9 protein-coding genes are annotated in these 15,017 nt (G+C 37.7%); 5 read left to right on the top strand and 4 right to left on the bottom strand.

Annotated elements, in window-relative coordinates:
• Positions 1–175: 175 nt before the first annotated feature.
• The gene (locus ACGH6P_RS08840) at positions 176–2,188 is read right to left on the bottom strand and encodes an OPT family oligopeptide transporter (protein WP_267360764.1); all 2,013 of its coding nucleotides are present in this window, start codon (positions 2,186–2,188) and stop codon (positions 176–178) included.
• A gap of 228 nt (positions 2,189–2,416) precedes the next feature.
• Here ACGH6P_RS08840 and mazG point away from each other — a divergent pair, with 228 nt between their 5' ends.
• Positions 2,417–3,214 carry a nucleoside triphosphate pyrophosphohydrolase gene (mazG, locus tag ACGH6P_RS08835; RefSeq protein ID WP_267360762.1) on the top strand — a complete coding sequence of 266 codons (798 nt, stop codon included), beginning with the start codon at positions 2,417–2,419 and terminating at the stop codon, positions 3,212–3,214.
• The gene (locus tag ACGH6P_RS08830) at positions 3,207–3,644 is read left to right on the top strand and encodes a hypothetical protein (RefSeq protein ID WP_411597295.1); all 438 of its coding nucleotides are present in this window, start codon (positions 3,207–3,209) and stop codon (positions 3,642–3,644) included. Before mazG ends, ACGH6P_RS08830 begins: the two co-directional genes overlap by 8 nt.
• Before the next feature lie 235 nt (positions 3,645–3,879).
• On the opposite strand, the gene ACGH6P_RS08825 is transcribed toward ACGH6P_RS08830, so the two are convergent.
• Positions 3,880–5,292, bottom strand: a complete 1,413-nt coding sequence (locus ACGH6P_RS08825; protein ID WP_411597294.1) for an FAD-dependent oxidoreductase — start codon at positions 5,290–5,292, stop codon at positions 3,880–3,882.
• A gap of 13 nt (positions 5,293–5,305) precedes the next feature.
• The gene (gene gltB, locus ACGH6P_RS08820) at positions 5,306–9,763 is read right to left on the bottom strand and encodes a glutamate synthase large subunit (protein ID WP_411597293.1); all 4,458 of its coding nucleotides are present in this window, start codon (positions 9,761–9,763) and stop codon (positions 5,306–5,308) included.
• 323 nt (positions 9,764–10,086) lie between these two features.
• Here gltB and ACGH6P_RS08815 point away from each other — a divergent pair, with 323 nt between their 5' ends.
• Both ACGH6P_RS08815 and ACGH6P_RS08810 read left to right on the top strand, forming a co-directional pair.
• Positions 10,087–10,536: a DUF2846 domain-containing protein gene (locus tag ACGH6P_RS08815; protein ID WP_267352025.1), complete on the top strand. Its 450-nt coding sequence runs from the start codon at positions 10,087–10,089 to the stop codon at positions 10,534–10,536.
• 155 nt (positions 10,537–10,691) lie between these two features.
• Positions 10,692–11,897 (top strand): NAD(P)/FAD-dependent oxidoreductase, encoded by a 1,206-nt coding sequence (locus tag ACGH6P_RS08810; RefSeq protein WP_267352023.1) that lies wholly within the window; start codon positions 10,692–10,694, stop codon positions 11,895–11,897.
• On the opposite strand, the gene ACGH6P_RS08805 is transcribed toward ACGH6P_RS08810, so the two are convergent.
• Positions 11,894–13,330: a sigma-54 interaction domain-containing protein gene (locus ACGH6P_RS08805; RefSeq protein ID WP_411597303.1), complete on the bottom strand. Its 1,437-nt coding sequence runs from the start codon at positions 13,328–13,330 to the stop codon at positions 11,894–11,896. The genes ACGH6P_RS08810 and ACGH6P_RS08805 overlap by 4 nt on opposite strands.
• 258 nt (positions 13,331–13,588) lie before the next feature.
• Here ACGH6P_RS08805 and lysA point away from each other — a divergent pair, with 258 nt between their 5' ends.
• Positions 13,589–14,986: a diaminopimelate decarboxylase gene (lysA, locus tag ACGH6P_RS08800; protein WP_065559713.1), complete on the top strand. Its 1,398-nt coding sequence runs from the start codon at positions 13,589–13,591 to the stop codon at positions 14,984–14,986.
• Positions 14,987–15,017: the final 31 nt, after the last annotated feature.

Here is a 15,017-nt window from a genome sequence, read left to right as displayed (position 1 = left end):
GGCAATAATTGGTTGAGCGTGCTATTGAATATTTCCAGATAGGGAAATGGTTATCATTTAATCTAGTCACAAAAGAAGGATGATAATTAATTTATAGCGGGGTTTAAATTGGAAAAGCGATTTTATCAAGCCCTCTATTTTAAGCAATAAAGGGCTTAATTATAAATATAAATTATTACTGTTTTTTAATTGCGGATAATGCTCGACGAATAATATATAAGCAAATACCCACAAAGACAGCTAAACCTAAATATTGTGGTAAGAAACCTAAATCAGCCTCGATTGCTAATGGAGCTTCACCTTTACCTTGCGTGATACTAATAACAATAACGATCGCTAATAAGACACCAACTAAGCTTTCACCAACTATTAATCCCGAAGAAATTAATGCCGCTTTACGATCCACTTTTTTAAATTGTTCTTCAGGATTTAAATTGTATTTTTGAGCTTTAGCGTAAGCATTACGTTTAATTATCCATGATAGCAATGTACCGACAAAAATTGGGGCAGTAATCGTTGGTGGTAAATAGATACCTAAACCGACAGCCAGTGCGGGTAAGCGAAATTTACATTTTGCTTTTGCCAAAAGAAGATCAATAATAATAATCACGGTTCCAACGACTAATCCAATTAGAATCATTGTCCAATCAAGTTTATGTGAAAAGATTCCTTTTGCAATGGTTGTCATCAGTGTTGCTTGAGGTGCAGCTAAAACTTGTGATTGATCCATATCTGGTCGTGGTAATGCGCCCGTGAAACCATACGCGTTATAAAGAATTTCTAAAATAGGAGCAATAACAATGGCACCAACAACACAACCTATTAGTAATGCAACTTGTTGTTTCCAAGGTGTGGCATTAACCAAATAACCCGTTTTAAGATCTTGCAAGTTATCATTTGAGATACAAGCAACGGCTAATACTGCGCTGGTTGTGAATAGCGCTAAGGCTGTCGCAAAGTTTGTGCCTTCAGCCGTGGAAAGTATATTATTTGCTTCGCCTAATCCAAGTAAGATAAGTGATATCACGATAGCGGCAACAATTGCAATACCTGAAATAGGGCTAGCTGACGATCCGACTAATCCTGCCATATATCCGCAAGCAGCTGCAACAAGAAAACCCATAATAAAAGCAAATAAAACAGCACAAATAACCAGTATCCATGCAACGCCCGTCGATAACCCACTATCTGAAATAAATGAGTAAAACGTAGCGACTAAAATAATAACCATACCTGCCATAATCAAAAAGATTGATTTAGGTGATAGATCACGTTCTGTCGGTGCAATATCATTTACAGATACATCTGAACGTAACGTTTTGAATGATGTTTTTAAACCTTCAATAACTGGTTTGATTAAGGTTAATAATGTCCAAATTGCCGCAATAGCAATCGTTCCTGCGCCAATAAAACGGATATCTTTAGCCCAAAGTCCCATTGCAATATTTGCTAGTGGTTGCGTTGTATCATAATCTGTCATTGCACTTAAAATTGGAATTCCAAATCCCCAGGCAATAATGGTTCCTATTAAAACGGCAATCCCAGATACAATTCCAATCAAGTAACCTGCACTAAGAAGTGCTAATGAAAACCCCATAGGCAATTGAAAAATCGATTTTCCACCGGTAAACCAGTATGAAGCGCTTTCAGATAAAACCCGAAAACCATTGGTCAATAAACTGACAGTAGAAGCGATAACGCCTCCCACTAAAATATCTTTCAATCCTTCGTTGGCAGAAGCATCATTACTGTCTGTTTTTGAGCCTGCTTTTAAAATCTCAGCGGCAGCAACACCTTCAGGATAAGGTAATGTACTTTTGACTACCATCACATGACGTAATGGAATTGAGAATAATACCCCAAGCATTCCCCCAGCGGCACAAATGGCAAAAGTTAACCAAAATGGAAAATCTTGCCAGTAACCAATCATCAATAATCCAGGTAGAACGAATATAATAGATGATAGCGTTCCGGCAGCAGAAGCTTGAGTTTGTACCATGTTATTTTCTAATATGGTTGATCCTGAAAATAGTCTTAAGATTGCCATTGAGATGACAGCGGCAGGAATAGCCGATGAAAAGGTTAATCCGACTTTTAAACCAAGGTACACATTTGATGCAGTAAAAATAATTGTAATAAAAGCACCCAGTATTGTGCCTCGAAGTGTAAGTTCTCGTAAATTATTCATATATTATCGTAAAGTTAATTCAATATGCGGTTATTATATACTTAATTCAGCTTTATGGGCTAGAAGTTATGATAACTCAATTAATTTAATCTTTTTTGTGCGTGTTTCAGGATAAATAATAGACAATTATATTTACAATAGTATAAATTCACTATTGAAAATAAAAACAGTTTAAATTTATGATACACTGATTAGATTAATGTTCCGTTACGATTGGTGAGATAGATTGTGAACCCACTCAAGCGTTTACTTGCAATTACTAAACAATTACGTGACCCTATTGACGGTTGTGAATGGGATCGCATGCAGACTTTTGATTCATTAAAATCTTATACACTAGAAGAAACTTATGAAGTTCTTGATGCGATAGATAAACAGGATATGAATGAACTCAAAAAAGAATTGGGCGATTTATTGTTTCAAATTATTTTTTACGCCGATCTTGCCAGTGAACAAGGTCAGTTTGATTTTGAGGATATCTGTCAAGCTGTTGCTGATAAATTAGTTAGTCGTCATCCGCATATTTTTGATGATAAGACAACTGAAAAACCGAATTGGGAACAATTAAAACAAAAAGAGCGTGACGAGCGCGCACAATACTCATTGTTAGATGACATACCTAACGCCATTCCTGCTTTAATGAAAGCCGAAAAAATCCAAAAACGTTGTGCGTCGGTTGGGTTTGATTGGCAGGAGTTAACGCCAGTTTTAAATAAAGTTAAGGAAGAGCTCGACGAAGTAGAACATGAGCTAAATAAAACGGTACAAGATCAATCAAAAATCGAGGAAGAACTGGGGGATCTGTTTTTTGCGACCGTCAATTTAGCCAGACATCTAAAAGTTAAATCGGAGCTCTGTTTACAACGGGCAAATCATAAATTTGAACGTCGATTTAAACAAGTTGAAGCAATACTGAAACAAAATAATCGTCGTTTAACGGATGCAACACTTGAAGAAATGGAAGCCGCATGGCAACTTGTTAAACAATTGGAAATATCAACTAGCGAAGTAAATAAATATGACTGAAAAAAATGAATTATATCAAGAAATCGAAGCATGGGCACAAAATGCCATTTTACATAGTCCAACGTGGAGTATTAACCAGCTCGATTATTCCGAAAAAAGTATTTCTGTTGTTGAAATAATTATTGGTGAATTAGCTGAGAAAAATTTTAGTATTCCTGAAGAACAGCTTAATATGATTGCTCAAGAGTATGGTTGTTATTTATTACTGACAGCCCAAAAATTATACGGCGGTGAGTTTTATTGGAATGAAGAACTTGAACAACCGATGTTAATTAGTTGTGAACCACAAGCGGCTATCGTGTTATTAACTTGGAATAAAGTCAAAGGGCGCCTTTTAGGGGATGAAGCAGATCATCTTGCCTTTTTCTTAGAAGGGTTTGCTGAGGCGACTAAAAATCCTGAAAATGGTTCTCAGGTTGTCTATTTATAGCCAAGTAATCCAATAACCAAAGGTTATTAGCTGATACAAATTCATGGTATCAGCTAATGGTAATTTAATGCCAATTATCAAAGTAAATATTCATTGGCAATTTCAATCCGATAAATAACGATATTTAGGTTGTAATCAATAAACGTTATGGTTTAGACAGATCAATAAATATTGAGTAGTAAACCTTACTCCCGCTCATTAGGGTATGGGCATAAGGTTAACTTAGTCAATCGCTTTATACTTCTAAATAATCTAAAATCCCTTCTGCCGCTTTGCGACCTTCGCTAATGGCAGTCACCACTAAATCCGATCCTCTTACTGCATCACCACCAGCAAAGATTTTTGGATGGCTGGTTTGGTAGCCTTTAATTTCTGGGGCAACAATACGACCTTGAGTATCAAAATTGACACCATGTTCTGCTAACCAAGGCATGGCATGAGGTCTAAAACCAAATGCCATAATAACAGCATCGGCAGGAAGTATGAATTCAGATCCTTCGATAATCACTGGCGAACGGCGACCATTTGCATCGGGTTGACCGAGTTCTGTTCTAACCATTTTGACACCAGTAACTTGACCTGTATTGTTAATTTCAATACTGAGGGGTTGCACATTAAATTGGAATTGTGCACCTTCTTCTTTCGCATTTTTTACTTCTCGTTTAGAGCCGGGCATATTGGCTTCATCTCGACGATAAGCACAGGTGACTTCAATTGCACCTTGACGAATTGACGTCCGTACACAGTCCATGGCTGTATCACCACCGCCTAAAACTACAACACGTTTATTTTTCATGTCAATGTAAGGTGTATCATCAGTTTGCTTATGCTTCATAATATGTTTGGTATTGGCAATTAAGAATGGAAGGGCATCATAAACACCATCCGCATCTTCATTCATTAGACCGGCTCGCATTGATTGATAAGTACCGGTTCCAACAAAAATAGCATCAAATTCATTGAGTAAGTCCGTTAATTGTACCGTTTTCCCCACTTCGGTATTCAGCCGAAATTCAATACCCATGTCGGTAAAGATACGTCGACGATTAATCAATACTTCTTTATCTAATTTAAAGGCAGGGATACCAAAGGTTAACAGTCCACCAATTTCAGGATGACGGTCAAAAACAACGGGCGTTACGCCATTACGGACTAACACATCAGCACATGCAAGTCCAGCAGGCCCTGCACCAATGATTGCAACTTTTAACCCTGTTTTTTCAACATTAGACAAGTTAGGCTTCCAACCCAGTTTAAAAGCTTCATCGGTAATATAACGTTCAATGTTACCAATAGTTACTGCACCGAACTCAGCATTTAAAGTACATGAGCCTTCACACAGCCGATCTTGAGGGCAAACCCGACCACACACTTCTGGTAGACTGTTTGTTTGATGAGAAAGCTCAACCGCTTCTAAAATTTTGCCTTCATTCAACAGTTTTAGCCAATTAGGTATATAGTTATGAACAGGACAACGCCATTCACAATAAGGATTCCCACACGCTAAGCAGCGATCGGCTTGGGCTTGTGATTGTGAAGCCGAAAATCCCTCATAAATTTCAACAAACTCTATTTTTCGAATATTCAACGATTTTTTAGGTGGATCAACACGTTGTAAATCGATGAACTGATAAACATTTTGACTCATTTCCGTGCTCTCCTTATTGTGCTTGAACATGAAGTTCTGCTGATGATCGGCTTCGGTGACCGAGCAGCGCTTTTACATCACTGGATTTAGGTTTAACTAATACAAATTGTTTAGCGAAATCTTCCCAGTTAGCTAAAATTTCTTCAGCACGTGAAGAGTGGGTTAGTTGAGCATGTTCCATGATTAAGCCTCGTAGATGCTCTTCATGAATCGAATAATCAGCAACGTTTAACATTTCAACAAGTTCTTGGTTAATCCGTTTATGGAAATCACCATCGGCATCTAAAATATAAGCAAATCCACCAGTCATGCCAGCACCAAAGTTAACACCAGTTTTACCTAAGACACAGACAATGCCACCTGTCATATATTCACAGCCGTTATCGCCGATACCTTCAACCACGCTAATTGCACCAGAGTTACGTACGGCAAAACGTTCACCAGCACGTCCTGCTGCAAACAATTTACCGCCTGTTGCACCATATAGACAGGTGTTACCGGCAATGGTTGCTTCATGACTTAAAAATGCCGAGCCTTGAGGTGGTCGAATGACGATGCGACCCCCTACCATGCCTTTACCAACGTAGTCATTGGCATCACCTGTTAGGGTTAAATTTACGCCACCAGCATTCCAAACACCAAAGCTTTGCCCAGCAGTACCGGTGAAATTGAGTGAAATTGGATCGGCAACTAAACCTTGATCGCCATATTTTTTGGCAATATAACCTGATAAGCTAGTTCCCACCGAACGATCAGTATTTTGAATATCAAAGTAGAAACTTTTACTTTGACGATTATCCACAAATTGTTGTGCTTGAGTAATAATTTCTTTATTCAATACACCTTTATCAAACGGTTTATTATCTTCAATACAGTAGACGGGTTTGCCTTCTACTGGTGTCGCAGTTTCAAGTAATCCTGATAAATCCAGTTTTTGTTGTTTAGCCGTAATACCATCAAGCTCTAACAGTAAATCGGTACGTCCAATTAAATCAACAATTCGACTTACGCCAAGTTCTGCCATGACTTCCCTTGTGTTACGTGCAATAAAACGGAAATAGTTCATCGCTTTTTCAGGTAAACCATGATAATGGTCACTACGTAATTTTTCATCTTGTGTCGCAACACCTGTGGCACAGTTATTTAAATGGCAAATACGTAGATATTTACAACCTAAAGCCACCATTGGCCCCGTACCAAAGCCGAAACTTTCAGCACCTAAAATTGCCGCTTTTACAATGTCTGTACCGGTTTTTAACCCACCGTCAACCTGTAAACGAATTTTGTGACGTAAACCATTAGCAACCAATGATTGTTGTGTTTCAACTAAACCCAGTTCCCATGGTGAGCCAGCATATTTGACTGACGTTAATGGGCTAGCACCGGTACCACCATCATATCCCGAAATTGTGATCAAATCGGCATAAGCTTTTGCGACCCCAGTTGCAATAGTTCCTACGCCTGGTTCGGACACTAATTTCACCGAAATCATTGCTTGAGGGTTAATCTGTTTTAGATCAAAGATCAACTGTGCCAAATCTTCGATTGAATAAATATCGTGATGCGGTGGTGGCGAGATTAATGTCACCCCGGGTACGGAAAAACGTAATTTAGCTATGTAAGGGGTTACTTTGTCACCTGGTAATTGACCGCCTTCACCCGGTTTTGCACCTTGCGCTACTTTGATCTGAATCACATCAGCACTCATTAAATAGCCCGGCGTTACACCAAATCGACCTGATGCGACTTGTTTTATGCGTGACACTTTTATACTGTTATACCGAGCAGGATCTTCACCTCCTTCGCCTGAATTAGAATAGCCACCTAATGTGTTCATTGCTTCAGCAAGCGATTCATGAGCTTCAGGACTTAATGCACCAATTGACATCGCCGCCGAATCAAAACGTTTGAATAGTGACTCTTCAGGTTCAACCTGATCTAACGAAATTGCTGCATTTTCAGGGGGATTAAGTTTTAATAAATCCCGTAATGTCGCTGGCGGGCGATTATTAACGATATCGGTATAAAGCTTATAATCTTCGTAACGCCCATTGTTAACCGCTTTTTGTAACGATTGAACTACATCGGGATTATAAGCGTGATATTCGCCGCCATGGACAAATTTGAGTAAACCACCTTGGTCTAATGGTTTACGGCGTAACCATGCTTTTTTCGATAAATTGAACTGATCTTGAGCAAAATCATCAAAATTTGCACCACTAATACGGCTAGTCACACCTTGGAAACAGAGTTCTACCACATCTTTATGCAGACCAACCGCTTCAAAAAGTTTTGAGCAGCGGTACGAGGCGACAGTGGATATCCCCATTTTAGACATGATTTTGTACAAGCCTTTATTAATACCATTGCGGTAGTTGATAATGGCTTCACGGTAAGACTTATTTATCGTGCCATTGTCGACCATTTGGGCTAGGGTTTCGTAAGCTAAATAAGGATAGATAGCCGTTGCACCAAAACCAAGCAGCACGGCAAATTGGTGTGGATCGCGACAGCTTGCGGTTTCAACAATAATATTGGCATCACAGCGTAAGTTTTTTTCAACTAGACGTTGCTGTACTGCACCTACAGCCATTGGGGCAGGAATCGGTAATCGATCGGCTGCGATATTTTTATCAGATAAAATGATTAATACGGTACCATTACGTACTTTGGCTTCGGCATCACCGCATAATTGTTCAATGGCATCACGCAAGCTACCATCGATTTCGTAAGTAATATCTAGTGTTTCAGATTGATAGTAACGTGATTCCAATGCTGTTAATTGTTGGAAATCAGAGTAAACCAAAACAGGGTATTTAAACGCGACTCGATGTGCTTGACCTTCGGCTTCAGCAAAGACATTCATCTCGCGACCAATGCTAGTTGATAGCGACATGACGTGAGCTTCACGTAATGGATCAATAGGCGGATTGGTTACCTGCGCAAATTTTTGACGAAAATAATCATAGATTAATCGAGGTTTACTTGATAAGACAGCAAATGGCGTATCATCGCCCATTGAACCTGTTGCTTCTTGCCCATTTTCACCTAAGACACGAATACATTGATCAATTTCTTCTGCACTATAACCAAACTGTTTTTGGTAAGTAGCTAGTAAAGTGTCATCGTAATCACGTGAGCCAATGTTCTCATCAGGTAGACTTTCAAAAGGGATAAGCTGTTTAACATTTTTTGCCATCCATTCTTTATAAGGATGACGTTTTTGTAAGTCATTGTCCGTTTCAGAAGATTGTAAGATACGACCTTCTTCGGTATCGATTACTAATAACTCACCCGGCCCAACTCGTCCTTTGCTGACGACTTCGTCAGGTTGATAATCCCAAATACCAATTTCAGAAGCACAGGTAATGAGTTTATCGGTGGTAATAACATAACGAGCAGGACGTAAGCCGTTTCTATCTAAATTACATGCGGCATAGCGACCGTCTGACATAACAATACCTGCTGGGCCATCCCACGGTTCCATATGCATCGAATTAAAGTCAAAGAAGGCACGAAGATCTTCATTCATATCGGGATTATTTTGCCATGCCGGTGGTACTAATAAGCGCATCGCCCTGACAATATCCATCCCACCGACAAGGAACAGTTCTAACATGTTATCCAGTGAACTGGAATCAGACCCTGTGACATTCACAAACGGTGCCGCATTTTGTAAATCAGGAATCAGTGGTGTTTTAAATTTGTAGGAACGGGCTTTTGCCCATTGACGATTGCCTTTAATGGTATTGATTTCACCATTATGCGCTAAATGTCTAAACGGTTGAGCAAGTGGCCAACGTGGAACGGTATTGGTTGAAAAACGTTGATGAAATAAACAAATCGCCGTTTCCATTCGAATATCGGCTAAATCTAAATAGAATCGAGGCAAATCTTTAGGCATACATAAGCCTTTGTAGATATTAACCTGATTCGAAAAGCTACAAACATAAAAGGTGTCGTCTTGTACGCGTTTTTCAATGCGACGGCGAACCATATATAAACGGCGTTCTAAATCAATTTTCGTCCATCCTGCTGGCGCATTGACAAAGACTTGTTCAATTTTAGGCAGTGAAGATAATGCAATTTCACCTAAAACACTTTTATCAATAGGCACTTCTCGCCAACCTAATATTGATAGTGTTTCGTCAGCTAATTCCTCTTCTACAATCTGACGGCTTGCTTGTGCTTCTTGCTCATCTTGGCTAAGAAACAGCATGCCTACCGCATAATTAGTTGCTAAACGCCAACCTGCGTCTTGCGCAACTAATCTAAAAAATCGATCTGGTTTTTGTAATAAAAGTCCACAGCCATCGCCGGTTTTACCGTCAGATAAGATTGCGCCTCGATGCTGCATTCTTGCTAATCCGTGAATAGCGGTGCGCACCACTTTATGACTTGGTTGCCCTTCAATATGAGCAATCAGACCAAATCCGCAGTTATCTTTTTCATGATGCTGGTTATATAACATATCATTGCCTCTAATTCATCGCTTTATAATTTGTGAAGGTATAGGCATTAATCCCATATTGGCTAAGAAATTAAAGAAAAATGCTATTTTGGTCAAATAAATATTACTTATAAGTCAATCTTTTAATAAGTTGTACTGGAGTTATTAATGAAGCTAATAATAGAACATTATCTTTTCATTTAACTATTAGCATAACTAAATGATTTAACATGATAAAAATTATTGGGCTTATAAAATTGTTAATGATAATATGCTAATGTAAATTTTAAATAGTGTGATAACAATTTAATTCATTAATCATTATGAAAGGAATGTTTAATTTAATGAAAATTTTTAAAATAGTGTTCATATTAATTGCAAGTATATTATTTGTTGGATGTTCTGCAAGAGTTGATTTAGCCGATCCAAAATTAGATCGTGAAGCTAAAAAATTTGCTGAACCAGATGCAAATTTTTCAGGTATTTATATTTATAGAGATAGTCTAATGGGTAAACCTAGCAAAAAGGCTATTTATATTGATGGGGAATATTTGGGTAAAACGGCTGACAGAACTTATTTTTATAAAATTGTTAAGCCTGGCTATCATACCATTGAAACAGAATCTGAATTTAGTAATAATTCGCTAGAGATTTATGCAGAGGGAGGCAGTAACTATTTTATCAGGCAATATATTAAAATGGGTGTTTTTGTTCCAGGAGCGGGTCTTCAAGAGGTTAATGAACTGTTAGCCAAGAAAAGTATAATAAAAAGTAAATTAATCAAAACAGAATAAAATTATTCTAACTTGATAAGCATTGTTCAAAATTACTATTTTTAATTTACTTAATTCCGTTGGTAAAAACTGACGGAATTGTCATATTTTCAAGTTCTAGTCTATTTACTTAATCCTGCTATAATTCCTTCTATTTATGGTTTCACAAGATTATTATGCAAACTCAAATTACAATTGTTGGAGCAGGGGCTGCGGGTCTATTTTGTGCTGGATTATTAGGGCAAAAAGGGCATCGTGTGACCGTTATTGATAACGGAAAAAAACCGGGACGAAAGATCTTAATGTCGGGTGGCGGAAAATGTAATTTTACTAATCTTGATGTGGATGCGCACCATTACATTTCTGAAAATCGTCATTTTTGTAAATCAGCCTTGAAACGATTTAACCAATGGGATTTTATCCAATTAGTTAATCAATATAATATTGCTTATCATGAAAAAGATCATGGTCAGTTGTTTTGTGATAATTCAGCCAAAGATATTGTCGATATGCTGCTTAACGAGTGTCAAAAAGGAAAAGTTAACCTAATGATGCAAACGCAATTAGATGACGTCGAAGCGGTTGAAGATGGATTTAAATTGCAGACTTCGCAAGGTATGCTGAGTTGTCAAAACCTGATTATTGCTACAGGCGGGTTATCGATGCCAGCACTCGGTATGACTTCAATAGGTTATAAAGTGGCAGAAAAATTTTCCATTCCAATTGTACCGGTCAAAGCTGGGCTGGTGCCTTTTACCTTACATAAACCATTATTAGATGTGTTATCGCAACTATCCGGTATTGCTATTCCGGTTGAAGTGACTTATGAGCAAATGCATTTTAAAGAAAATTTATTATTTACTCATCGAGGGCTTTCAGGCCCCGCCATTTTACAGATATCCAACTATTGGCGAGTGGGTGAACCCATTACGATCAACTTATTACCAGATATGACATTTGAATCATCATTTAAACCGTTATTAGAAAAAAATCGTAACCAGACTTTGAAAAATTGTTTAGCACAAATTTTACCTAAAAGAGTAGTAGAAGCATTGATACAACTGGATATGATTACAGATATTACTGTGAAACAACTCAATTTGCATCAACAACAGCGTCTTTTTGACACATTAACCAAGTGGCATATTGTACCAAACGGAACCGAAGGGTATCGAACGGCTGAAGTCACATTAGGCGGGGTGAGTACCGATGCATTATCATCAAAAACAATGGCGACTAAGTCACAGCCGAATCTTTATTTTATTGGCGAAGTGGTTGATGTAACGGGTTGGTTAGGTGGTTATAATTTTCAGTGGGCTTGGAGCAGTGCCTTTGCATGTGCGAAGGCATTGGATGAAAAAACTGTTAGCCATCAATGTTAATGATTCATTACACCCATTTGAATATGGTACTTTTTGACCTTATATTGTAATGTAGTACGCGAAACATTTAATAATTTAGCGGCATTGATAATTTTTCCGTTAGCTTGATTTAACGCATCGATAATCAATTGTCGCTCATAGTTTTCCACTTGGGTTGTTAAATCCCTAAATCGAGAAAAATTTGTGGCAGAATCCTCGATTTTTGTCATGACATCTGCTTGCTGATGAGGGCTTTCAATTTCAAATAGCTCTTCATCAAGAACGATATGTTGTAATTCTCCGGGTTCATTTTGTAAAACCATACTTCGGACAATTGCATTTTCAAGCATACGTACATTGCCTGGCCATGGTGCTGCCATCAATTGTTTCAAAGCATGCTTACTTATACCACTGATGGTTACTTTTATCTCATCTTGGTGTTTATCAATAAAATAGCGAGCTAAAACAGGAATATCTTCTGTTCGTTCGCGTAGTGCTGGAAGTTTTATTAATCCCACATTTAATCGATAAAACAGATCGCTGCGCATTTTACCGTTTTTTAAAAGATCAGTAGGTGATTCGTTCATGGCGGCCACAATGCGAACATCAGAATGCAGCTCTTTATTGCCGCCTAGTCGCCAGTAGGTTTTTTCTTGTAGAAATCGCAATAACTTGCTTTGCATTTCAAGTGGCATGGCGTTTAGTTCATCAAGAAATAGTGTGCCACTGTTAGCCAGTTCTAGATAACCTTGGCGATTTTCAGCTCCCGTAAAGGCGCCTTTCACAGTACCAAATAGTGTACTTTCAATTAGCGTAGTAGGTAGTGCACTACAATTGAGTGATATAAAGGCTTTATCTCGGCGGTCGCTAGTTTGATGAATTAAATGGGCGAAGAGTTCTTTACCGGTACCTGTCTCACCAACAATGAGTACTGGCACATCATTAGCGCCTAAAATATTCGTTTGATCAATGACCGATTGCATTTTTTGAGATACAAATACGATTTCGGGAAGTGATTGTTCTTTACTGTGATATAAACGGCTGTTGAGTTTAAAAACTTGATCTTGTAATTGTCTTACATTAGATAAATTTCGACCGATTTCGATTGCGCCAATGATCTGTTTGTTATGATTGTAAAGTGGAACCGTGGTATGCAAATAATCGACAACTTTACCAACATGATTATAATAGCATTGATAATTATCCAGATATTCCTTACCTTCTAGCAAGGCTTTTAACATAGTACTATCTTCTTTTTGTAAATTAGGATAAACTTTAAGCAATGGTTTTCCTATAGCTTTATCTTGAGGATAGCCATCGAGTTCTGCACTTTCCTGATTGTAGTAAATATATTTACCTTCTTTATCAATAATGGCCATTGGCTGATGTATTAAATCAAAAAAATGTTTAAATATTTCCAGTGATTGTAATAATTCAGGATCAACTGTCATGATATTAGTACCTTATAAAATTTGGATTATTGCTTAATAGCATACTTTTATTTAAATACCTTTCGACTATCACTAAAAAATGACAAATTTTTGTCATAAAGACATGTTTTTAACTTAATGACAAAAATTGTTGCTAGATTGTTAAGTTTAACTTATTGATTATTTGTATTATTAAGTTGGCATGCTGATTGCATTACAAGAGAAAAGCCATTTTACTTATTTTCTTATGTACTTTTTGAGTACTCATTAACTGGAGGTCATATGTCCGACAAAATTATGTCAAATTATAACAAATTACGTCATGATCTTATAACTAAAGATCGTCGTTTTAGTGCTGAAAACGGTAAATTATGTTTTGATGGCGTTAATTTAGAAGAGTTAGCAAGAAAATATCCAACGCCTTTTTATGTGTTTTCTGAAAAAGAAATTGATCGTAATGTTCAAGAAATTAAACAAGCATTCAAAGCGCATCCAAAAACAAAAATTTTCTATGCTTCTAAAACTTGTTCGGTTATGGGCGTACTCAAAGCCATTAAAGATGCGGGTATTTACGCTGAAGCAAACTCAATGTTTGAAGTACGTAAATGTTTAGAGATTGGTTTTCCGGGTAGCCAAATCGTGTTTAATGGTGTGGTAAAAAAACCAGTTGATCTTGAATATGCCATTAAAAATGATCTGTATATTATTAACGTCGATAGTTTATATGAACTTGATATTATCGATGAAATATCAAAAAAATTGAAAAAAGTGGCGAATGTGTGTGTACGTGTTGAACCGAATGTACCATCTGCAACACACGCTGAATTAGTTACTGCTTATCATGCTAAGTCAGGTATCGATTTAGAACAAGCAGAAGAGACTTGTCGCCGTATTCTTGAAATGCCTTATGTCCATTTACGTGGTCTACATATGCACGTTGGGGATCAGGTACCGGAAGCTGAACCTTTTGCGAAAGCAACCAAAGTACTTGTTGATGAATCTCGCCGTTTAGAAGAGGTGTTAGGAATTAAGTTTGATTTAATTAATGTAGGGGGAGGTATTCCTGTTCCTTATAAATACGATGACGAAAACGGTAACCCATTACAAGACAATATGTATGCCGGTATTACTGCCCAAGATTTTGCTGATGCAGTCATTCGTGAAGTACATAAATGGCGTACCGATGTTGAAATCTGTATTGAACCTGGTCGAAAAGTTACCGGTTCAGCTGGGGTGCTATTAACAGAAGTTGCCTGTGAAAAACGTAAAACGAATTATGATTTAGACGGTAACATTGAAGAACATGTTGAATGGAAATTTGTTGATGCAGGTTATAGCGTGTTATCTGATAGTCAACATTTCGATTGGTTCTTCTATGTTTATAATGCATCTCGAATTAATGAATCACATGATGAATATATTAAATTAGCCGGTCCTTTGTGTGATGGTGGTGACTACTATCATGTTGGTGTTAAAGGTGAAGAGTTCTTATTACCTAAAGATACCGACATTGGCGATATTATTGCTTTCCTTGATGCTGGAGCTTACACCATTGAAAGTCAGACTGTCTATAACAATCGCCCTCGTACGTCGGTTGTGATGATAGACAAAAAAGGCAAAGATCGCTTGATTCGCCGTGAGGACACTTACGAAGATATGGTTGGATACGACATCTATTAATCATGATTTATCTGGGGCACACGTTGCCCTA

The organism is Gilliamella sp. CG25 (genome assembly GCF_046635705.1).
Taxonomy (GTDB): domain Bacteria; phylum Pseudomonadota; class Gammaproteobacteria; order Enterobacterales; family Orbaceae; genus Gilliamella; species Gilliamella apicola_I.
The sequence above is the reverse complement of the archived record's forward strand: the minus strand, read 5'-3'. Positions and strand labels throughout refer to the sequence as shown.

What these genes read in the sequence shown, in the direction of transcription:
- ACGH6P_RS08840 (WP_267360764.1), bottom strand. Translation starts at nt 2,188, where the DNA reads ATGAATAATTTACGAGAACTTACACTTCGAGGCACAATACTGGGTGCT.
- ACGH6P_RS08830 (WP_411597295.1), top strand. Translation starts at nt 3,207, where the DNA reads ATGACTGAAAAAAATGAATTATATCAAGAAATCGAAGCATGGGCACAA.
- ACGH6P_RS08825 (WP_411597294.1), bottom strand. Translation starts at nt 5,292, where the DNA reads ATGAGTCAAAATGTTTATCAGTTCATCGATTTACAACGTGTTGATCCA.
- gltB (WP_411597293.1), bottom strand. Translation starts at nt 9,763, where the DNA reads ATGTTATATAACCAGCATCATGAAAAAGATAACTGCGGATTTGGTCTG.
- ACGH6P_RS08815 (WP_267352025.1), top strand. Translation starts at nt 10,087, where the DNA reads ATGAAAATTTTTAAAATAGTGTTCATATTAATTGCAAGTATATTATTT.
- ACGH6P_RS08810 (WP_267352023.1), top strand. Translation starts at nt 10,692, where the DNA reads ATGCAAACTCAAATTACAATTGTTGGAGCAGGGGCTGCGGGTCTATTT.
- lysA (WP_065559713.1), top strand. Translation starts at nt 13,589, where the DNA reads ATGTCCGACAAAATTATGTCAAATTATAACAAATTACGTCATGATCTT.